The sequence below is a fragment of the Sunxiuqinia sp. genome, assembly GCF_055140945.1.
This window is the reverse complement of the sequence record NZ_JBSQYS010000021.1, coordinates 48769-71875: the sequence shown is the minus strand read 5'-3', so window position 1 is coordinate 71875 and position 23107 is coordinate 48769. Positions and strand designations below refer to the sequence as shown.

The 23107-nt window shown below is 39.8% G+C and carries 14 protein-coding genes and 1 pseudogene; 13 read left to right on the top strand and 2 right to left on the bottom strand.

The window, feature by feature from the left end:
* Positions 1-116: 116 nt before the first annotated feature.
* The 6 genes from ACTB00_RS11530 (at position 117) to ACTB00_RS11505 (ending at position 10487) form a co-directional block, all read left to right on the top strand.
* Positions 117-728 (top strand): RNA polymerase sigma-70 factor, encoded by a 612-nt coding sequence (locus ACTB00_RS11530; protein WP_463300069.1) that lies wholly within the window; start codon positions 117-119, stop codon positions 726-728.
* Positions 729-842: 114 nt separating this feature from the next.
* Complete coding sequence (locus ACTB00_RS11525) at positions 843-1826, top strand: FecR family protein (protein ID WP_463300068.1); 984 nt, start codon at positions 843-845, stop codon at positions 1824-1826.
* A 237-nt stretch (positions 1827-2063) separates the two neighbouring features.
* Entirely contained in the window at positions 2064-5486 is a 3423-nt protein-coding gene (locus ACTB00_RS11520; RefSeq protein ID WP_463300067.1) for a TonB-dependent receptor, read from the top strand.
* A 21-nt stretch (positions 5487-5507) separates the two neighbouring features.
* On the top strand, positions 5508-7241 hold the full coding sequence (locus tag ACTB00_RS11515; protein ID WP_463300066.1) for a RagB/SusD family nutrient uptake outer membrane protein: 1734 nt from the start codon (positions 5508-5510) through the stop codon (positions 7239-7241).
* A gap of 95 nt (positions 7242-7336) precedes the next feature.
* On the top strand, positions 7337-8845 hold the full coding sequence (locus tag ACTB00_RS11510; protein ID WP_463300065.1) for a GH32 C-terminal domain-containing protein: 1509 nt from the start codon (positions 7337-7339) through the stop codon (positions 8843-8845).
* 67 nt (positions 8846-8912) lie between these two features.
* The gene (locus ACTB00_RS11505) at positions 8913-10487 is read left to right on the top strand and encodes a glycoside hydrolase family 32 protein (protein ID WP_463300064.1); all 1575 of its coding nucleotides are present in this window, start codon (positions 8913-8915) and stop codon (positions 10485-10487) included.
* Between the two features lie 65 nt (positions 10488-10552).
* On the opposite strand, the gene ACTB00_RS11500 is transcribed toward ACTB00_RS11505, so the two are convergent.
* The gene (locus ACTB00_RS11500) at positions 10553-11920 is read right to left on the bottom strand and encodes a hybrid sensor histidine kinase/response regulator transcription factor (RefSeq protein ID WP_463300075.1); all 1368 of its coding nucleotides are present in this window, start codon (positions 11918-11920) and stop codon (positions 10553-10555) included.
* 18 nt (positions 11921-11938) lie between these two features.
* A pseudogene (locus ACTB00_RS11495) lies at positions 11939-13339 on the bottom strand (substrate-binding domain-containing protein); the annotation flags it as partial.
* A gap of 477 nt (positions 13340-13816) precedes the next feature.
* On the opposite strand from ACTB00_RS11495, the gene ACTB00_RS11490 reads away from it, so the two are divergent.
* The 7 genes from ACTB00_RS11490 to ACTB00_RS11460 all read left to right on the top strand — a co-directional run bounded on the left by ACTB00_RS11490 (position 13817) and on the right by ACTB00_RS11460 (position 22934).
* A complete protein-coding gene (locus ACTB00_RS11490; protein ID WP_463300063.1) occupies positions 13817-14410 on the top strand; it encodes an RNA polymerase sigma factor in 594 nt (197 codons plus the stop codon).
* 176 nt (positions 14411-14586) lie between these two features.
* Complete coding sequence (locus tag ACTB00_RS11485) at positions 14587-15603, top strand: FecR family protein (protein WP_463300062.1); 1017 nt, start codon at positions 14587-14589, stop codon at positions 15601-15603.
* Positions 15604-15748: 145 nt separating this feature from the next.
* Positions 15749-19027, top strand: a complete 3279-nt coding sequence (locus ACTB00_RS11480) for a TonB-dependent receptor (protein ID WP_463300061.1) — start codon at positions 15749-15751, stop codon at positions 19025-19027.
* A 24-nt stretch (positions 19028-19051) separates the two neighbouring features.
* Positions 19052-20887, top strand: a complete 1836-nt coding sequence (locus ACTB00_RS11475) for a RagB/SusD family nutrient uptake outer membrane protein (RefSeq protein WP_463300060.1) — start codon at positions 19052-19054, stop codon at positions 20885-20887.
* 302 nt (positions 20888-21189) lie between these two features.
* Complete coding sequence (locus ACTB00_RS11470) at positions 21190-21708, top strand: hypothetical protein (protein ID WP_463300059.1); 519 nt, start codon at positions 21190-21192, stop codon at positions 21706-21708.
* On the top strand, positions 21656-22516 hold the full coding sequence (locus tag ACTB00_RS11465; RefSeq protein ID WP_463300058.1) for a glycoside hydrolase family 88/105 protein: 861 nt from the start codon (positions 21656-21658) through the stop codon (positions 22514-22516). The genes ACTB00_RS11470 and ACTB00_RS11465 overlap by 53 nt, the downstream gene beginning before the upstream one ends.
* 109 nt (positions 22517-22625) lie before the next feature.
* Positions 22626-22934, top strand: a complete 309-nt coding sequence (locus ACTB00_RS11460) for a hypothetical protein (RefSeq protein WP_463300057.1) — start codon at positions 22626-22628, stop codon at positions 22932-22934.
* Positions 22935-23107 lie beyond the last annotated feature (173 nt).

Here is a 23107-nt window from a genome sequence, read left to right as displayed (position 1 = left end):
TTGAACCTGATTTTCCTTTTAATTCAAGATGCAATTCTTCAGATATCAATTAGATATTTCATTGTTGTATCTTTTATATGATGCTTTATTTCAGTTAATTAATTCAGATAGTTCTGATGGTATCCTCAATAGTAGAATTAGATGATTTTCTTGTCATTCAATTAAGAAAAGGGAATGAATCAGCTTTTGAAAGAATCTTCAAATTGAATTATAATCAGATTGTTGGTTTTTGTACTCAATTTGTTAATGATCGAGATAAAGCCAAAAGCCTGGCGCAGGATTCCTTTATTTACTTGTGGACAAACAGAGAGAAAATAGAAACGCGGAGTGGCATTAAATCTTTTTTGTATACACACGCGAAATCCGGCTGTCTAAACGAAATTCGTCATCAAAAAGTCGTTAGTAAATATGCTGATAAGCATTTGCAAGAAAAAGAAGACCAAATAAACAGGGAAGTCCTGGAGTCGTTTGATTTTGATTCACTCGAGTTTTCTGAATTGGAGAATATCGTTGAGCAAGCAATTTCTGACCTGCCTGAAAGGTGTCAGCTGGTTTTTCGGATGAGTCGTTTGGAGGGAAAGAAAAATCAGGAGATCGCTGATGAACTAAGGTTGTCTGTTAAATCGGTTGAAGCCAACATCACCAGAGCACTGAAAACACTTAAGGTAAATATAGCCGAATATCTTCCGGCTATTGTCGCACAATTGGTTATTCATTTTATCTCTTAATTTTCAACGAGATGAGAACAAATAATGCATTTCTGAAAAATATCTTAACATTCTAGGCAAAACAATATAGGGTTTCGGGGTACGAGCGTGTACCTATTATAAACACCGTAGAAAATGGATCATTCAATCATTGTAAAATATTTAAAAGGTCAGACTTCGGAGCAGGAAGTGAAGGAGGTTTTTGAGTGGATTGATTCTTCACCTGAAAATAAGACTGAATTTATTCAGATAAAAAGAGCGTGGGCTTTGACTGCTCATGCAACAGAAGATCAGGATAAGGTATGGAATCGTGAAATTCGTGCGAATGTATTTAAAAAAAGCAAGATCACTTTGGTTATCAATATTGTGAAATATGCAGCGGTTATCTTTATCTTTTTCTTTTTAGGAATGTATTTGCAAAATGAACTTGTAGGTGATCAGTTGAAACAACAAGTGTACATAGCCGAAACTACAATTGAGGTTCCATTGGGTCAAATGTCGAATGTAAGGCTTCCTGATGGAACAACGGTTCAACTGAATTCAGGAAGTAATTTAAAATATTCAGGAGATTTTAGTTCTGGAGAACGCATGGTCAGCCTTGAAGGAGAAGCCTACTTTGATGTTGCAAAAGATAAAAGCCATCCGTTTGTAATAAACACACCTTTCCTCGATTTCAAAGTATATGGAACTTCATTTAACATTCAAGCCTATTCTGATGAAACCGAAATAAATACAACGCTGGTTGAGGGGAGCCTTGGTATTTTGGGAAAATCGGGGAAAGAATACCTCAAACTAAGTCCAGGGGAAAATGCTAATTACGATAAAGAAACTAAAGAAATAAAAGTAGGCGAGGTTAACTTGGATATGTATACTTCCTGGAAAGAAGGAATGATCAACTTCAGAAATGAAAAGCTACAAGATGTTGCACTAAAAATGGAACGCTGGTACAATGTGGAAATTAGAATTTCAAACCAGCAATTGGCCAATGAATTATACTTTGGTACAATCATGAAAAATAAACCCATCGATCAAATTTTGGAGGTATTCAAAATGACATCGTCATTAAACTATCGAATTGTTCCCCGAGCAGGAGAACCGACTTTAATTTACTGGGAGTAATTGGCTACTCTATTACAAGTAAGAATCTTAACTATGAAAAAACGAACCTGTCATGAAAATGAACTCTCTATCTAAAAATAGAGATCGTAAATACTGGACATATTTACGATCTGCTAGGAATGAATTAAAATAAAAGCCTTCTGGACAAAGGCTAATATTCACTTAAAACATCTCAAATTTATGAAAAAAACGGAATGTGTCCCATTATTTAGGGACCTAAAAAAAAATTTACGGATTATGAAAATAACTGCGGTTATCGTATTCGTTTTGAGCATGCATGTATATGCCGGCTCATATGGCCAATCAGGGAATATTTCCCTGAAAATGAATTCCACTTTTCAGGACGTGATTGAGGAGTTGGAAGAGGTTTCCGGCTATCACTTTGTCTTGAAATACGATGAAGAAATACTGAATAAGATGGTTGATGTGAATTATGATGATAATGACATTGATCAAGTCCTTAATGATCTTTTAAACGGAACAGATTATACCTATAAGATAATTGACAGATATGTTGCTATAACTCGTGCTGATGAAGTACAGAACACGGTTCAGAATCAGATGAAGATTTCCGGTCAGGTGACTGATAATTCAGGAGCACCTTTACCAGGAGTAACTGTCGTTATAAAAGGAACAGCCAATGGAACCATCACGGACTTTGATGGAAATTACACCATTGATGGTGTTTCTTCAGATGCTACTTTGATCTTTTCATTTGTTGGGATGAGTTCTCAGGAAATCGGAGTTGCAGGGCAATCGGTGATCAATGTGCAACTTCAGGAAGAATCAATTGGGCTCGAAGAGATTGTGGCTGTTGGGTATGGCATCCAACGAAAAGCTGATTTAACCGGAGCGATTGAAGTTGTCGAGTTAAAATCGATTGAAAATCTGAGCATGTCAACCGGAAACACCATGCAGGCTTTGCAAGGACAAGTTCCCGGACTATACATTGAGAAAACAGGATCGCCAAATGCGGCGAATAGTCGCATCTTGATTCGGGGTGTAAATACACTTGGGGATAACAATCCACTTTATATTATTGATGGAGTTCCTACAAAAAGGCCTGAAGTTTTTCAGAGTCTTGGTGGTTCGATCGAATCGGTTCAAGTATTGAAAGATGCATCCGCTTCATCAATTTATGGAGCGAGAGCTTCCAATGGAGTTGTAATTGTAACCACTAAAAATGGTTCAAAAAACAAAGGCGGCGTTAGTATCCGGTTTAATTCAAATTTGTCGATTCAGTCTGAAAAGCCACAACGCTTTAAAATGATGAATTCACTGGATCGTGGGAGAGTTTTATGGCGTGCATCAGTAAATGATGGTGTTAGCCCTGAGTCTGGATATGGCGAAATTTATAATTTTGATTGGAATGGTGATTATGACAATCCTGTTCTTAATAATATCAGTAAGCAACAGTATGTCGGTGGAGATCCAAATGTGATAGCTGGAAATACGGATTGGCAAGAACAGGTTTATGAAACAGGCTATGTTACCAATAATGAATTAACGATTTCGGGTGGAGATGATAAATCGTCGGTTTTAATGAGCATGGGGTATATAAACAACACCGGGATGTTAAAATTTACCGACTACGACAGAATAACTGCCCGTATTAATGGTTACACTAGTTTTTTTGATAAAAAACTGAAAATAGGAATGAATACCCAATATGTTTCTTCGAACGAAACTCTCGAAACGATTGACTTGGGTAGTGCTCCTACTCCGGGATTGGCTATTAATCTGGCTCCAACAATTCCTGTATATACCGAAGATGGTCAATATGCCGGTCCGATTGGGTCAGGTTACTCAGACCGGAATAACCCGCTGCACATGCAGGATATAAATCGATGGGATAATACAAATAAAACTTTTTTCTTCGGTAATGTTTATGCCGAAGTTCAACCAATTAAGAATTTGGTTTTCAGAACAAATTTGGGTGTTGACTATGCAACCTACAAAGATGACGACTATGAATTAAAGTTTACGGAAGGTTTCATCACTCGCTCTGTTAATAGTTTGATCGTTACCACCAATAAATTTATCAATGTAACATGGTCCAATACCCTAAATTATAAACTTGATATGGGTAAAAGTAAGTTCGACTTTTTACTAGGGGTTGAGGCTGTAAGTGATGACTATAGTGATTTAATTGGACGGAAAAATGGTTTTTCAACTCAAACCAAAGAATTTATGGTGTTGAGTGCCGGAACAAGTGGAGGTAACAGCTTTGGTACTGGAACTTCAAGCCGGTTATTCTCTCAGTTTGGTAAAATAAACTACAACCTTTCTGACAAGTATCTTGCTTCGGTTACAATAAGACGTGATGGTTCCTCTCGATTTGGAGCTGATAACCGATATGGTGTTTTTCCGGCTGCAACTTTTGGATGGCGAATTTCGGAAGAAGCATTCATGGACAAGTATGAGAATTTATCAAATTTAAAACTTCGATTAGGTGCAGGGCGTGTTGGTAACCAGGATATTGGTGATTTTGCCAGCCTTGGTTTATTTGAACCTCGTTATGGAACTGCGGCCATTCAAGTTAGCGATGTTGGTCATGTCGAATTCTTTGATCAGTATTGGAACGTTGGTACTGCTTACGATTTAGGAGGAGTAAATACCGGAAGCTTGCCTTCAGGTTTTGCTGCCGTTCAGGGAGCAAATCCGGCCTTGAAATGGGAAACAACAAATGAGGTTAATGCAGGTATTGATTTTGGATTTTGGAATAGTCGATTAATTGGAGCATTTGATTATTTCTCTCGCAAAACCAGCGATATTCTTATTGTGCCTCCTGTTGCTTCTGCTGTTGGTGAAGGGCAACAAAAATTTCTGAATGGAGCTACGAAGGAAAATAAAGGATGGGAATTTGCCATCAGCTATTTTTCTGAAGAGAAGAACGATTTTTCTTATGAAGTTACCGCTCAGGCTAGTCATTTTGCTGATCAAATTACAGAACTTCCAGAGGAAGTAAGAACTGCTTATCCAGGCAATGTAGAACAATCAATTTTGGGACATTCTGAGCTTTCCATCTTCGGGTATGAAACCGATGGACTTTTCCAAAGTCAGGCAGAAGTTGACGCACATGCCGATCAAATTGGAGCGGCACCTGGACGGATTCGTTACAAAGATTTGAATGATGATGGAGAAATCAATGATTTGGATCAGAAGTTTCTGGGAACGTTATTGCCTGATTTAGAGTACAGCTTGAGAGTCGGGTTAAATTATAAAAAATTCGATTTATCAATCTTTGGTTCTGGTATTATGAATAAAACCAGCTTCGATCTTTATTCGCAAGCAAACCAGTTAGTCAGAGGTCGCGACAATGGTGGCCCGGGCTTGCTAAATGCCTGGACTCCCCAGAATACGAATACCTCTATTCCAGCTTTGACTTTGAGCGATAGAAATGGAGAACTGGTAAAAACGTCTAATTTTTTCAATGTCGATGCTTCATACTTCAAAATTAGAAACGTTCAATTAGGATATAACTTGCCAAAATCAATTTTGGATCGCATTGGATTCAAACAAGTACGGGTATATACAATGGTCGATAATTTATTTGTTATCAAGAGCAAAGAGTTTGAGGGGCCTGATCCTGAACGCACAAATGTTGATGCTATTCCAATACCAAGGACCGTGTCATTTGGTGTGAACGTTTCTTTATAAAACCGATAAAAATAAATAATTATGAAATTCAACAATAGAATATCAATTTTTATACTGCTGGTGTTCCTTTTCGCCTCATGTAGTGAATACCTTGAAACGGAACCACAGGGAGCAGTGTCCGCCGGATCTCCATCTGTAGAGAGTGCAGAGGGGTTGGTTGTAGCAGCTTATGCTGCAATTGGAAACGATGATATGATTGGCATGATGTCAAGCATGTGGGCCTATGGAAGTGTACGTTCTGATGATGCCTATAAAGGTGGTGGAGGTACCGGAGACGTTGCTGATGTCAATTTTTACGAACAATACAACCTGACAAGACCTGACCAGGGATGGCTACATCCATACACTTGGGAAAATTTTTACAGAGCTATTTCAAGAGCTAATTCTGCCTTGCGTTCGTTAAACGAGTTGACTGATGCAGACTATCCTGACAGAACAAAGCGTATTGCCGAAGTGAAGTTTTTACGTGGTCATTCGTATTTTGTTATGAAGACTTTATTTAAATATATTCCCTATATCGACGAAACCATGTCAAATGACGAAATATTACAAGTGTCGAATAAGGTTTATTCAAATGATGAATTATGGGATAAGATCGCAGAGGATTTTGAATTTGCTCTCGACAATTTACCACCAAGTCAGCCAGAAGTTGGACGAGCGAATAAATATGCTGCTGCAGCCTATTTGGCTAAGTTAAGATTGTATCAGGCTTATGAGCAGGATGAAGACAACCAGGTGACCAATATCAATCAAGAACGTTTACAGGAAGTGGTAGATTTAACCGAAATGGTAATTAGCTCAGGACAATACGATTTGCAGCCTGATTTTGCAGAAAACTTCCTGGATGGATATGATAATGGCGTGGAGTCGATTTTTGCCATTCAATTCTCTATTAACGATGGAACATTTTATGGCCGGTTGAGTTTTGCTACCGGATTAAATTATCCTCACGGTGCCCCTCAGTACGGATGTTGCGGATTTCACGCACCAAGTCAAAATATGGTTAATGCTTTTGGTACTGGATCTGATGGCTTGCCAAAGTATGACACATTTAACGATGTAGAATTAAGTGCTGAAGATATCACAACCGATGGCGTTACTGTCGATCCTCGTATCGACCATACTGTCGGGATGAATGGACATCCTTATAAGTATCGCAACGATGAGGCTTATATTTTTAGTAACAGCTGGGTGAGAGACCCGGGAGTATACGGATTCTTCCATACCATGAAGGAACAACAAGCTGCTGACTGTTCTTGCTATAAAAAGGAAGGTCCTTTTATTGGTACGTCTGTTAATACAGATGTTATTCGTTATGCTGATGTATTGCTATGGCAGGCAGAAGCATACATTGAAATGGGACAACACGACAATGCGATGCCATTGATTAATGAAGTAAGATCTCGCGCAGCCCAAAGTACCGGACGACTGAAGTTAGCTGATGGTTCGCCCACTTCTAATTATTTAGTTGAAGAATACGATGGTACCAATTTGCCTTGGACACAAGAGAATGCCAGAGAGGCACTTCGTTGGGAGCGTCGATTGGAATTCGCTTGCGAAGGACCTCGTTTTTTTGATCTTGTGCGATGGGGAATTGCTGAAGAAACGTTGAATGGCTACTTAGCGAAAGAAAAAACAAGAAAGGACTTTTTGAATGAAGCTGTGTTTACGGCAGCACGTGACGAATACTATCCAATTCCCCAACGTGAAATTGATTTCACCAAAGGGTTGTATATTCAAAACGTTGGCTACTAATAGCAACATAACTTTTCAATATAGAGTGACACACAGTGTGTCACTCTATAATTATAAACTTACTGACTCTTAAACTTAAATCTCACTTTTTTGCGATGATCAAATTTGTAATTCCTATACTATTTGTATTGTTTGTTTTTGGCTGTAGCAATAAACCTGCGGATGATTCAACTCGTTCCAAACTTCATTTTACTACTGATAGTATGGCACTTGATAATCCAGTTGAATTGATTCATTTTGAGCATGAATATTTGCTGTTTTATCATTGTTCTGAGCCCGAGTTGAATGAAAAAACACGGGCTTTGTGTCTCGCAAAAAGTAAAGATCTAATTCACTGGGATACTCCAAACAAAGTGCAATTCTCGAAACCTGCCGATGAAATTGAAGTCGGCAGCATCATAGTAGACTGGGAGAACTCATCCGGATATGGAAATGAGCTTCCACCGTTTGTCGCATTTTATACTGCTGATAAGAATTCAACCTTTCACGAAGATGGTATTCAAAAGCTGTATCTCTCAGTAAGTAATGACCGGGGGAAAAACTGGATTCCAAAGACTGATTTAACGATATCGCTTGATAATTTTTATCATCCATTATCGGATCTGAAAGTTTTCTGGCATGAAGAAACTCAGCGATGGATCATGTTGGTTTTGACGGATCATGAAGTGCGTATTTATTCTTCAGGCGACTTAGTTAATTGGCAATATGAAAGCGTGTTTGGTGAAGATGTGATTTTGAAAATTGGTAACTGGACAACACTTGATTTTTTCCCGATTCAAACTGATTCAAATGAGAAAAGATGGGTGCTGTTCATTAGTGGTGATAAAGGTTCTCCAAATGAAGGCAGCGGTATTCAATATTTTATTGGTGATTTTGATGGATACGTGTTTAAGTCATTGACCGATAAACAAAGGTGGTTAGACAATGGTACTGATTTATATGCGGGTATTACACTCTCCGATTATTACCGGGATGGGTTGCCACTCTACATGATTGGGAAAATTGATAGCCAAAAGGATAATGGACTAAAACAATCGAAGAATGAGGAAATATCATTTTCAATTCCTCGACAGCTATTCTTAAATAAGAAACTGGAGCAATATTTTTTGTCTTCAAAACCAGTCAATTTGAATAATGTAAAGGGGAAAGAGCTCAGTCCGATAAAAGACAAAGAGATTCACGGGGAAGTAAAATTGAATAGATTGTCCGAGTTCCCTCTCGAAATTAACCTTTCGTTTAATCTGAATAATCGGCTATACCTTGATATGGCTCAGGTTTTTGGTATCCGTTTTACATCCAAAGATGGACAGGAGTTAGATATCGGTTATCATACGCTCAGGCGCTATTTCTTCATCATCAATCAACATACAATTGGCGATGGATCTAAAGAATTGGATTCTTTTAATTACATGCCCTACATTATCGATCGCGAATCAATGGATATCAAGATAATTATGGGTGAAGGATCAATCGAATTGTTTGCTGTGGATGGGGAAGTATCGATTACAAAAAAGTGGATTGGGAAAAACGATTGGGATGAGGTCGTTCTTTTTGCTGAAGATGGAAAAATTACGCTCAATGAGTTTGTGGCATACCATTTTTAATATTGTTATCCGTATTGATTCATACTTATCATTTTTCAATTTAATTAAATCTAAATCAACAAAGAATATGAAAATCTTAATTTACATGATGTTTTTGGCAGCAATCATTTTTAGTTTTGGTTGCGATCCCCAGTCTGAAAAAAAGACGAACGCGAATGATGGAGTCAATTCCTCTTATTATACCGAATCGCATCGACCTCAATATCATTTTTCTCCGGAATTTGGATGGATGAATGATCCGAATGGAATGGTTTATTACGAAGGTGAATATCATATGTTTTACCAGTATTATCCAGACAGCACAGTTTGGGGACCGATGCACTGGGGACACGCCGTTAGCGCGGACCTGGTTCATTGGGAACATTTGCCAATTGCAATATTTCCGGATAGTTTAGGTTATATTTTTTCAGGAAGTGCAGTGGTTGATTGGAATAATACCAGTGGTTTTGGAACCGACGAAAATCCTCCAATAATAGCCATTTACACCATTCATGATATGGAAATAGAGAAAGCTGGAGGACTGGAAGATGAAACACAAGGTATTGCTTATAGCTTGGACAAAGGTAGAAACTGGATCAAATATGAAGGCAACCCGGTACTTGGCAATCCGGGAGTTGCTGATTTTCGCGACCCCAACGTGATCTGGCATGAGGAAACCCAAAAGTGGATCATGGTGCTTTCAGTGCAAGACCGGATACATATTTACTCCTCTGAAACGTTGAAAGAATGGCAGTTTGAAAGTGAGTTTGGCCACGATGCCGGTTCGCATGGCGGTGTCTGGGAGTGTCCCGATTTGTTTCCCCTGCAAGTTGATGCAACGGAGCAGACCAAATGGGTTTTGCTGTTGAACATCAATCCGGGTGGTCCCAATGGAGGATCGGCGAACCAGTACTTTACGGGTGATTTTGATGGACACATCTTTCAGGCGGATACCAAGGAGACTCGATGGGTTGATTACGGACGGGATAATTATGCGGGTGTTACCTGGTCAGACATTCCGAAAGAAGATGGCAGACGTATTTTTTTGGGATGGATGAGTAACTGGAATTACGCCCAAGTAGTGCCGACTGAAAAATGGCGCAGTGCGATGACCATCCCCCGAAAATTGTCCTTAGTTGAGGATCAGGGAGTGTTTAACTTACATTCGGAGCCCGTGGAAGAGCTCGAATTACTCCGAACTCCAAATGCAGAAAAAAATATTGAATCGCAAAGTATATCAGGAATTCAGCCGATTGATGTTGCAGGTGTCAATCTGTCTACAAGTGAGTTGATGATTGATTTTCAGTTTGACGAAACCGATGAATTTGGAATTATATTAATGAATGAAGAGGGGGAAGATATTAAAATAGGCTATTCTGTTTCTGATAAGCAATTATTCATTGATCGGACGAACGCCGGTAAAAGTGATTTTGCTGAAGACTTTGCAGGAATCTCGATAGCTCCATATTCTGCCAATAAAAAGCTTAAAATGCATGTTTATATTGATGTTTCCAGTGTTGAATTGTTTGTGGATGACGGAAATATGGTGATGACTGAAATCTATTTCCCGACCAGCAATATGAACAAGCTCCAACTCTACTCCAATCACGGAGAGGTTGATATTTTAAATGGAAAGCTAGTGGAACTGAATCGTATTTGGTAAAATGTAAACTGATTGAATTGCCAGAATTTAAATAGGGGAAATAGCATAGCGCTTTTCCTCTATTTTTATGCCTTTTTCCGGTATGCTGATGGTGACCGGTTAAATTGATTTTTAAAACATTTGGTAAAATAGGAGGGACTTGAAAAACCAACTTCATAGGCGATTTCTGAAATAGACAGTCCACTATTTCGCAGCAATTCAAGCGAATGTTTTAACTTAATGGAAACAACGAATTCACTAACCGACATATCTGTCAGTTTTTTGATCTTTCGATACAAGTGAACTCGCGATATACCTAGTTGTTCACTCAATTTTTCTACGGAAAGATCTTCGTTCTTTTTGTTGTCTTCAACGAGGGCAATCAACTTGTTCAGAAATTTTTTATCAAGCCGGTTTAGCTGTTCGTCATCTGCTTTAAAATCCAGATTGTCTTTATAGTGCTCTCTGATTTTATGGCGATGCTCCAACAATTTTCGCACGCGAATAACCAAATGCTGACGGTTAAATGGCTTTGTGATGTAGGAGTCGGCTCCTTCCTCTAGCCCCTCTAGCTTTTGTTCCATCGATGTTTTTGCAGTAAGCAAAATAATGGGAATGTGGCACGTTTTTAGGTCAGTTTTGATTTGTTTGGTCATTTCCAAACCATTCATTTTTGGCATCATTATATCGCTGATAATCAGATCTGGTTCTTCTTCAGTAGCCACTTTCAACCCTTGCATACCATCTGCGGCTTCAATTATTTGGTAAGCATCTCCCAAGCAACTTCGCACATATTCCCTAACATCAGCAACGTCTTCAACAATCAAAATCACAGGGCGGTTTTCTTTTGATGCAGGTTCGCTTTTTACGGCTGTTTCCCAGTTATGGTCGGGCGATGCTGCTTCCTCTTCAATGGGGGTCGGAGAAGCTTGAACATCTGTTATTTGCTCAGGCAGCAAGTGTGCATTGCCCAGTGGTAAGGTAATCGTAAATGTTGTTCCTTTACCAACTTGACTTTCAACTCTGATTTTTCCGCGATGAAGTTCAATGAATTCTTTAGATAGGCTGAGTCCCAGTCCGGTGCCTTTAAAGTTGTGTGATTTCTCAGCTTGGAAAAATCGATCGAAAATACGATTGACATGTTTTTCATCAATGCCTTCTCCCGAATCCCTGATTTCAATATCAATCTCGTTTAAATAAAGCTGGTTTATAGTCGGTTTGGGCTGACTGACAACAATCAGAATTCGACCTTCATTTGGTGTGAATTTAAAAGCGTTGGACAACAGGTTAAAAAATACTTTGTCTAATTTATCCTGATCTATCCATATTGGTTGGTGTTGAGTTTCTGTGATTAATTGAAAATCGATGTTTTTCTTTTCGGCCAGGTTTCTAAACGAATCAATTTTTTCTTTCAAAAAGGCGATCAAGTCTTGTTCCGAAGTAATTAGCTTCATTTGCTTATTTTCCAGTTTTCGGAAATCCATCAATTGGCTAACCAACCGAAGTAATCGAAGTGAATTTCGGTGCATTAACTCAAATTGACGTTGTTGTTCTGGGGTAAAACTTTTTGACTGCATCAGGTTTTCCAGTGGTCCGGTGATTAAGGTCAAAGGTGTACGAAATTCGTGTGAAATATTGGTGAAAAATCTGAGTTTGGTCTGTGTAGCTTCTTCCAACTTTTGGGTCACTTCAACCAGTTGATCACGCTGCTTTTTTATGGCGAGGTTTTGCTTTTCAATTTCAGTATTTTTTGCCTCCAATTGTTTGTTGGCTTCTTTTTTATTCTGAAAGGCATTCAAGATCAGGAATACTAAAACGACAATCAATAGAAGCAAAGCGATGGTGAAAATTAAAATCAATCGTTGCGTTTGATACTTTGAAACCTGCACATCGAGAATTGACACCTGAGCTTCAATTTTTTGCTGAAGCAATTCTACCTGATCGGTCTGTACTTTCAACACTTCAGCGTTTGTAGAGTCAATAACAATGGTTTCCAGAATGTTCTCTCGTTGGAAGGGGAGCTTGTTGAGTATTTGGTGGGCTATCTGGATGGCATTTGCTCCGCCCGTAGGGTAGTAGAAGGTGGCATCGAGTTGACCATCAATAACAGCCTGCAATCCTCCCTGGTTTCCTGAAAGCCCATCAACGCCAAGGAAATAGGCTTTTTCTCCTGTATGGTAACTATCTTTGACCTTTTGTGCTTCGCGAGCCATCACATCATTATACCCAAACACGAGATCAAAATCAATCCCTTGTTCCATCACCTGCTTCATTACGACTCTCGCTTCATCCCAGTTCCATCCTCCCGATTTGGAAAATACAACTTCCATTTCCGGGTATTTAGACAAGATTTCATTAAATCCCTTTTGTCGTTCAACAGACGGAGAGGAGCCATCAAGCCCCCTGATTTCTACAATTTTCCCTTTCCCATTTAGTAATTTGGCTGCATATTTACCAGCTTCCAGTCCAATTTTTTAATTATTTCCGCCAACGTATGCTGAATATTTACTGGTGTTTACTTTTCGATCGATTACAATAACCGGAATGCCAGAGTTGTAAACTTTTTCTACAATTGGGGTGATTGGAGCCGATTCATTGGGTGAAACAATTAATAAATCAATTCCACCTTTAATCAATTCATCTATTTGTTGAATTTGTAATTCGGTGTCGTCATGAGCATCTGTAATTTTTAACTGTAAGTCAGGATAGAAAGCCAACTCAATTTCCATGACTCGTTGCATACTTTGTCGCCAATAATCAGATGTCGTACATTGCGAAAAACCAACCGAATATTTTTCATCTGCAGTAACCGAAAATTGAGCCAGAAATAAGAAGCAAAAAAAGAGTGTTGCTTTGGCAAAAAACTTAAGCATAAGTCAGCGTTTAGTACGCTCAAATATAATGAATTTGAAGGGAAGTTCGTGCAAAAAAGAGTGTGTGATTTCACGAAACAGCACTGGCAGACACCTATTCATGCAGGTCAAAATGGGATGTTATCAATTCAAGAGATACCCGTTATTTATTGCCTGGTCAGAGTTATTTGATACCCTGCTTTTTTTGTTCAAATTGAGTAGTTATAGCAGTAGATATCCATTAGCTATTGAGCCAACGGATTAATACCAGCTAATGGATAACCACATTTCTGTTGGAGAACTAATGTTCTTCATGCCACGTTTGTTTCATTTGGCTATGTGCTGATTTCTGATACAGGAAAACTCTAACTTAATATTTCAGTGATTTTCTGACAGTGGGGTATCAGGAAAGCACAGTATCTCGGAGAGCTAACATCTTATTCGTTGTGATCTAAGGTTTTTTTTATTCCTTTATTGTCAGAAAAATAAATGTAACTCTTGAATTCGTACATTCCTCATAGTGATTTGAATCTGGTGCGGTCGCTCCGAAAGAGTGACCATGATGCATTTGAAAAGCTTTTCAAACGTTATGGTCAAAAGCTTTTTATATTTTCTTTGTCGTACCTGAAAGATGCCGATCAGGCTGAAGAAATCGTGCAGGAAGTTTTTTTGAAGGTTTGGACCAATCGCTTTTCGTTAAAAACAGGAACATCGTTTCAATCTTATTTATTTACGATTGCTTTTAATTCGATCAAAAAATCATTCAATCGAAAAGCAAAGGAGAATCAATTCAGATTGGAGTTGGTAGATCAGTTAGATGATGGAAGGGATTGTGTTGAATATGAAAATAATTTTCAGTTGGTCGTAGCAAAGTTGGATGGTTTTATTAACGAGATGCCCGAAAGAAGAAAAGAGGTATTTATTAAACGTAAACAACATGGAATACCTGTAAAACAAATTGCTGAAGAATTGGGTGTTTCTGCCAAAACTGTCGAAAACCAGATTACCGAAGCTATGAACTACCTAAAGAAACGGTTTGAAGAGGAGCTCCCTGGCGGATTACTCTTTTTTTCATTATTCCTTGAAAATTAAATTCATTCTCATCTTTTTATTGGTTGATTTCCCCCGTTTTAGTTCGTTATTCTACGATTCTTTTGAACCCATCTCAGATTTTTTTCGAAAAAAGATCAGTTTAGGAATAGGGGTTTTTGAGAATTTGGGATAAAACAAGCAAACAGGTATAAACAGAGGAATTATTTAAGTGCTGCATGGAGAATAAAAAAACGAATAAGAAACCACTGGATAATTTTGCAAACGGAGATTATAGCCGGAGCGATTATCGTCGAGTATCCCAAATGTTTTCTCATCCGGATGATACTTTGAAAGATCAGATGCAGCATCATTGGGAACGAATTCCTGCTGATCAAGCTCTGGATGATCGTATGTCCCGAATACTTCGTCTTTTGAAGATGCAGACACTGATATCGACTCAATTGATAAAAAGACGTTCATTTATAAACTACTATCAGAAGGTTGCGGCAGTATTGTTGATTCCGCTTCTGCTTGGATTTGGTTATTGGTTATTGCAAACACCTGTAATGCAGTCACAGGCAATGGCAACGATCCATTCGCCGATGGGAGCGAGGACGGAATTTGTTTTGCCTGACGGAACTTCCGGCTGGCTAAATAGCGGTTCTGATCTATCGTACTGTGTCGATTTTTCAAAGAATAGGGAGGTAAAGCTAAATGGTGAAGCCTATTTCGATGTTGTTCACCAGCAAGGGGCGCGGTTTCGTGTAAAAACCGCAGAAATTACTGTTCAGGTATGGGGCACCTCTTTCGATGTTTCTGCTTATGAAGATGATCCTCAGGTAAATGTCATATTAGAAAGAGGTGTTGTTAAGGTGTTGAATGCTAATGAAAAGAACCTGTACACCATGAAGCCCGATGAAATGTTTAGTTATGATATTCAAAAAAAGAAAGCTGCAATTCGTTCTGTTGATGCAGCCGACCAAACATCTTGGACAAAAGGGTTGCTTAAGTTTAGAGGTGAGCCTTTGTCTGATGTCGTGAAAGAACTTGCCCGATGGTACAATGTCGATTTTGAAATTAGGGACAAACAACTACGTGAGTATAATTTCAAAGCTACTTTTAAAGATGAAGAACTGGATGAGATTTTACGCATGATTTCGCTTACAACGCCAATGAAATATCGAATTGTAGAACGTAAAACAAATGAAAACGGAGTCTATGAAAAGAAAAAAGTAATAATAGAAGCTAATTAGATAAGGGAAGTGGTACCAGCACTTCCCTTATAAAACGTAGAGTCACACTAAATTAATTTATTAACCCTACAAATGTAAATTTATGAAAAAAACTAAGAAGGCAAAGGCCAGGAATTGGTCTGTGCTAAAAAAAACGTTATTGTTTATGAGAGTAACACTAACCCTTCTGCTAGTTGGAGTTTTTCAGGTTTCAGCGATCAATAGCTATTCGCAACAAACCCGGATCTCCATGGACTTCTCCGACACACGTATTTCAGAAGTACTGAATGAAATTGAGAATCAAACTAATTTCTATTTTCTCTATAATCAGGATTTGATCAATGTCAACCGAAAAGTTAGTTTGAGTGTAGATAACCAGGAGGTTGGGACTATTCTCGATCAGCTGTTTGTGCATACCAGTGTCAAATATGCGATCCAGGACAGACAGATTATCCTGTCCAATATTGATGAAAATAAGCTGTCATCGCAGCAAATCGACGTAAGTGGATCAGTCAGAAATAGTGATGGAGAGTCACTTCCCGGGGTTGCTGTAGTTATTAAAGGTACCACCATTGGAACAATAACCGATATCGATGGATATTTTGTGTTGAAGGATGTTCCTAACGATGCTGTTCTTCAATTTTCTTTTGTAGGAATGAAGATGCAGGAAGTGCCTGTTAATAATGAAACGACACTCAATATTATAATGGAAGAAGATGCCATCGGGATTGAAGAAGTCGTGGCTATTGGTTATGGGACAATGAAAAAGAAAGACTTAACCGGATCGGTTGTGTCAATGAAGAGTGAAGAAATTACCATTGCTCCAACAAGTAACGTAATGGAGGCCCTGCAAGGAAAAATTGCAGGTATGGATATTGTCAAAACCAGTGGCAGAGTTGGAGGTGATGTTGATATTCTTTTAAGAGGTAGTCGTTCCATTTATGGAGATAATTCACCGCTCTTTATTATTGATGGAATTCCAGGAAGCTATAGCGAGTTGAATCCTTCGGATATTGAGAGTGTCGATGTTTTAAAAGATGCTTCTTCAACAGCGATTTATGGTTCAGCGGGCTCAAATGGTGTGGTTATGATTACAACTAAACGTGGAAGCGAAGGAAAAACTGTTGTGAATTTCGATGCTTATTATGGTTTTAGTGGTGAGCCCGAATATTTTCACGGAATGATTGGTGATGAATGGACTGGCTATCAAAGAGAAGCTTATAGATATTTGAATGGTCAGTATCCGGCTGATATGTCAGCAATATTGACAGACGCCGATAAATTACAAGCTTATAATCAGGGGAAATGGATTGACTGGGTGGATGAAGTGGCCGGAAATGTGGCAACCGATGAGAAATACAGTTTGTCAATCAAAGGGGGAACCGAAAAGACAAAAGTCTTTACGTCATTTTCATACAATAAACAAGAAGGATTGTTAAGCAATGAAAATTTAAATAAATACGCTATTCGGTTAAATATTGACAAAGAGATTCTGCCTTTTGCAACAGTTGGGTTAACGTCTAATCTGACTTATACGATTCGTAATAATGGTGTGAATAATACCTTTACAAAGGCTTTAAGTTCATTTCCGCTGGGAGATGCTTATGATGCAAATGGAAACATTAATTACGAATATGCCACCAATGAATATACACCACTTGGTGACTTCATTCCCGACCAATTTGTCAATAATACGCGTAGCACTTATTTCACCACCAATGCCTTTATTGAAATCAGTCCAATCGAAGGACTAAGTTTCCGATCTGTCGTAAGTACGACTCTTTCAAATTTTAGGCAAGGACAATATTGGGGAGCCCAGTGTAATGCTAACAGACCTTCATATGCGGGGTCTCCTCACGCTGAAATTGATAACAACTATGGTTATGGCTATACGTGGGAAAATATTCTGAATTACAAAACATCAATTGGTCAAAATCATACCCTATCTGCGACTTTAGTTTCTTCGTGGAATAAAAGTCAGAGTGAGTTTAACACGGCTGGTGGCAGTGGTCAGAATCTTGACTCCTGGAGCTTTTATCGTTTGATGTCTGCTGCCGCACCCAATGTTGAATCAGGTTATACTCAAACGCAGAAAAAATCGTATGCCGCACGTGTGAACTATTCATTTAAAGGGAAATATCTGATTACATTCTCTAATCGCTATGATGGTGTTTCCTGGTTATCTGCCGGACATAAATGGGATAACTTTCCGGCAGGTGCTTTTGGGTGGCGTATGTCAGAAGAGACTTTCATGTTGAGGTATAAGAATTGGCTAGATAATCTGAAGTTGAGGGTTGGTTATGGTGTTACTGGTAACTCTGGTGGAGTAGGGGCTTATGGTACAACAACAACACCTTATGCCTACTCTTCTTGGGGAGTATCAGCAGACGGCCAAATCGCACCTTTTACGCAATATACAGGTACTTATGGAAATCCTGGGCTAGGTTGGGAAAAATCATACAACTTTAACTTCGGATTGGATTTTTCATTTAATAATAGTCGGGTCAGTGGAAGTATAGATTGGTTCAATACAAATACCGATGGATTATTGTTTAAACGGAAAATGCCTATCACTAGTGGTGTTACTGGATGGGGATCACCACTTATTAGCTGGCAGAATATTGCCGAAACCAGCAACAAAGGAATCGAACTATCTTTAAGTTCCAGAAATGTTGAAACCAAAGATTTTTCGTGGAATAGCACACTCTCTTTTACTTGGAGTAAAGAAAAAATTGAATCACTTCCCAGTGGTGATTTAATTTCAGAAAATTTGTTTGAAGGAAGTCCTATTCACTCTCTGTACGATTATAAGTATGAAGGTATCTGGAGCTCATCAACATCAAAGGAAACATCGGATGCTTATGGGGTTAAACCAGGTTGGATTATGGTTGAAACAGTACCTCAGGTAGATGAAGAAGGAATAAGTGATGATGGCATTCATAAGTACAGCGAAGGCGATAAGCAAATCTTGGGACATACGAATCCGGACTACATTGTGGGCCTTAATAACTCGTTTGCCTATAAAGACTTTGACCTGACTGTATTTGCGATGGCTCGTTATGGGCAAACGATTGAAAGTGACCTGCTAGGATGGTATACTGCTAAATTGAGCAACCAAATTGCAGGTGCTGACTACTGGACCGAGGATAATCAGAACGCTTATTACCCGGTGCCAGGCAGTGGTGATGAACAAAGTGTGATGAGCGCTTTGCGTTACAGAGATGGTTCATTCATCAAAATTAAAAATATCACGCTTGGTTACACCTTGCCCCAAAGAGCTGTTCGAATTCCTTATTTGGATAAATGTCGATTTTATGTAACAGCATATAATCCATTCCTTTATGTGAAGGATGACCAGCTAAAAGGAACGGATCCGGAGACTGGTGGGGCTGATTCGTTCCCGTTATACAAACAATATGTATTTGGTGTAAACATTACATTTTAATAGAAACTGAATAAGAAATATACAATGAAAGATATACTATATAAAGGAATCGCAACAATTGTAATTCTAAGCATGTTTTTCTCATCATGCTCACTTGAAGAAGAGAATCCAGGCGGATTTACAATGGAAATAACAGCTTCAACGCTGGATGGATACCAAACCCTGATTAATCAATGTTATTTTGCTATGGAACGCTACTTCTATGGGACAGATAACTGGATGACTTTAACGGAAGGGAATACTGACCTTTGGACTTATCAGGCCAATAAATCGACCTCATGGACACAATGGTTTTGGTTTTATGCTGGTGCCGCTCCAAACACAACATATACCAATAACTGGTGGAATGGGACTTATGATGGTATTGGCTCTTGTAACAATGCTATTGCTTTAGCCGACTTAGCTCCTTTTCGTTCGGAAGATGATCGAAATAAAGTGGTTGCAGAGGCTCACTTTTTGCGGGCAATTTACTATTTCAATGCCGTTGAGCAGTTTGGTGAAGTTACGCTAATAACGGAGCCTGTATCTGATATTGATTTTCATCCAGAACGTACTGATCCATTAACTGTTTATAAAGAGGTAATCATTCCTGATTTAGAATTTGCCTTTCAATGGCTGCCAGTGGGTGATTATAGTACAACTACTCGCCCAACACAAAAAGCGGCATTGGGATTTCTGGCTAAAGTATGCTTGCAAACTGTCGAGTATGATGAGTCAAAAGAATATGCAGCGAAAGCACTGGAATATGCTAAAATGTTGATTGAGGACTCGGAGGCTGGAGGCACGCAGTACAATGCTTACATGTACCCAACTTACGACGAAGTTTTTGCCGAAGAAAACAACTGGGCCAATAAAGAAGCTCTTTGGAAACACCGATGGTACTCTGGTGAAGACGGACATGGTTCAAGTAATGGTAATTACAAATTGAATCGTAATAATGAGTATTTCTATTGTAAAGTAACCAATTTTGGGGCTCGTGTTGATAATCAGGAAGCGCGTTTGGCTTGGGGAGGATATCCTTCAGGCATATTTATGCCTTCTCAGCACCTGTTAAACCTATATGTGCAAAGGGACGGTTCATTAGACCCCCGGTTCCATAAGTCATTTCAAACAGAATGGGATGCCAATAGCGAATATACTTGGGATGAAGCCGCTGTAAATAAATATGACCGAGAAAGCTCCGTGTTGGGACAAACACTTGAAGTGGGAGATAAGGCTATCAAGTTCATCATGCCTCAGGACGATAATTATGAGGATGAAGCTGCTTCAAAATTATCAAAACCATATCTGGTTGTCGATTATAAGGATGTGTATCATGATGAAAACAACAACATCAACATGACCTATGCTTACTCCAATCCGTCAGAAGGGTATACTGCAGATGGTGCTTCAGAGAACCTGTTCAACTATTTCTATCCTTCGTTAACCAAGCATAATAGCAGTAACTATTATGTAGCTAACGAATCAAAAAAACGCAATGGGAACCTGAATGCGACATTTATGATGCGAATGGCCGAAGTTTACTTGATTGCTGCAGAAGCTGATATTTATGTTAATGGCGGTTCGGGAGCCTTAGCTTATATTAATAAAACGAGAGAAAGAGCAGGTGCCGACTTGTTAAGTGGAACTCCGAACTTGCAAGATGTTTTAGATGAGAGAGGTCGTGAGCTGTGTGGTGAATATTGTCGTTTTTACGATTTAAAACGAACAGGTATGTTTGATGATAAAACTTATCTGGAAGAAACACACCCTGATTTGGCTCAATTCTTCAAACCCGAATACGCGTTAAGACCAATTCCAACGACTTATTCCGCAACGCTCGAAGATGGAGGTAGTTATTATCAGAATCCAGGCTATTGAGTGTCGCGAACAATGCAAGTTGGAGCTGTGTAAGCGATGGGAGCAGGCCTCCCGGAACCGGCGTGCAGGCGCTGGTTCCAAACCACCTTTGAGCTGCTGCGGTTAAATGCTGTGGTAGTGAGCGTTAAAGGAAAAGGAATTGCAAAACCCGGGTTATTAATATTCCGGTTGGCTGAGAGAGGTTTTCAAAAAGGCAGGAACAGTTTGATTTTGTAAAATCAATGTTCCTGCCTTTTAGGATGCCTCTTTTCTTTTTCGATACCTTCGGTGGGAATTTTGAATATTAACCTTCACAAATAAAAATGAGTATGAGACTTATCCCGTTTAAGAATTGGTTGAAAAAGCTTGCATTGGCCATTTTGGGTCTTCACTGCTTGGGTACTCAAGCTCAGGAAAAACCGGAAACTGATGTGACAACGCCCTTGCACTTGATGAAACCCGACTATCCGATTCCTTATGGAATTCCTGAGCAAGCCGAGGTGAAGGTCGTGCTTGACCGTGTTTTCAATTACCTGAATGAAGTGACACCGGCAAAGGTGATTGACCGCAATACTGGTCAGGAAGTTCAGAACTTCGACAAGATCACCCGTGATGCCATGTTGCAGCAGGGAGACTTTCGTCTGACCAGCTACGAGTGGGGGGTAACCTATGCCGGCATGACCTTGGTTGGCGAGATTCCCGGCGATAAACGTTACACTGACTACACCGAAACGCGCCTGAAGTTGCTGGCGGACCTCACCGCCTTTTATCGAGAAAATCCGGATTTGGATGTTGATCGCCGTTCACCGGTTCATTCGGTATTGCCCGCATGCCCTGGATGATGCCCGCGCCATGTGTGCTGCCATGATCAAGGCTGAACGTGCCAAACAAGATGGCAGTCTGCGGCCGATGATTGAAAACTTTATCGATTACATTCATACCAAAGAATTTCGACTGGAAGATGGAACGCTGGCCCGAAACCGCCCGCACCTGAATACTTTGTGGCTCGACGACCTGTTTATGAGCGTTCCGGCACTGGCTCAGATGGGAAAACTGACCGGCGATGTGAAATATTATGACGATGCCGTGAAGCAGGTACTCCAATTTTCACAACGCATGTTTAACGCTGAAAAAGGACTGTACATGCTTGGCTGGGTGCAGGGCATGGATGTTCATCCTCAGTTTCACTGGGCCCGGGCAAATGGCTGGGCGGTGATGACCTTGGTCGAATTATTGGAAGTGCTCCCCGAATCCCATCCCGGCTATGCCGATGTGCTTGCCCAACTGCAAGCTCACATCGCAGGGTTGGCTTCCTATCAGCATGGAACTGGCTTTTGGCACCAGCTGATCGACCGGAACGATACCTACCTCGAAACGTCGGCTACGGCCATCTATGCTTACTCCATTGCCCGAGCCATCAACCGGGGCTACATCGACAAACAAGCCTACTCGGGCATGGCCTTCGATCCGGCTTTCTATTATTTTCGACCGGTTAATCCGTATGCTACCCATGGTTACGGACCGGTACTACTGGCCGGTGCCGAAGTCATCAGCTTACTGAAAAACTCATTTCCCAAAATGAACGACAGTGCCGTGATGTTTTATCCCGAAGAAATAGAAACCGATCAGCCGATTTTTGGTGTGGAATAAGCGGGAAGTGCAGGAGCAAAAACTTCAAAAGTACATAAGTTGGCATCGAGTGGCTGCATCGCTTCGATGGAACTTATGCACTCATGTACTTCAACCAAATCGTATGAGTATGAGAACTATTTGCCTTCTGACGTTCGGTCTGTTGTTGACGCTGGTGATTCAGGCGCAGGAAAATCGGGGCTATAAAGTCTTTCAGTTTCCGGCTGACCTGATTCCGGGTATCGATGGAAATGCGGACGATTGGGCTTTGGTACCCGATGACTATACCGTGGGAATGGATCAGCTTTGGGATGACAGTCGCAAACATGACGCAGCTAATCCCGAAAACCTGGAGGCGAGCGTGAAAATTGGCTGGCTGAAAGGGACGAACCGCCTCTATTTTCTGTATGAAGCCTACGACGATTACTGGGACTCTTAAAAGTCAAAAGAATACCAATCATCAAACATCGAGTGGGCGTTGATAAAGAAAGCAATAATCCGAACTAAAAAAGCGGATAACAAAAATCGGATAAAACAAGAATCATTTTTTTGGTTTGGAAATGGGAAAGCTTTAATATTGGCTGTTTGTAATTTAGTTTTTTCCGATTATTA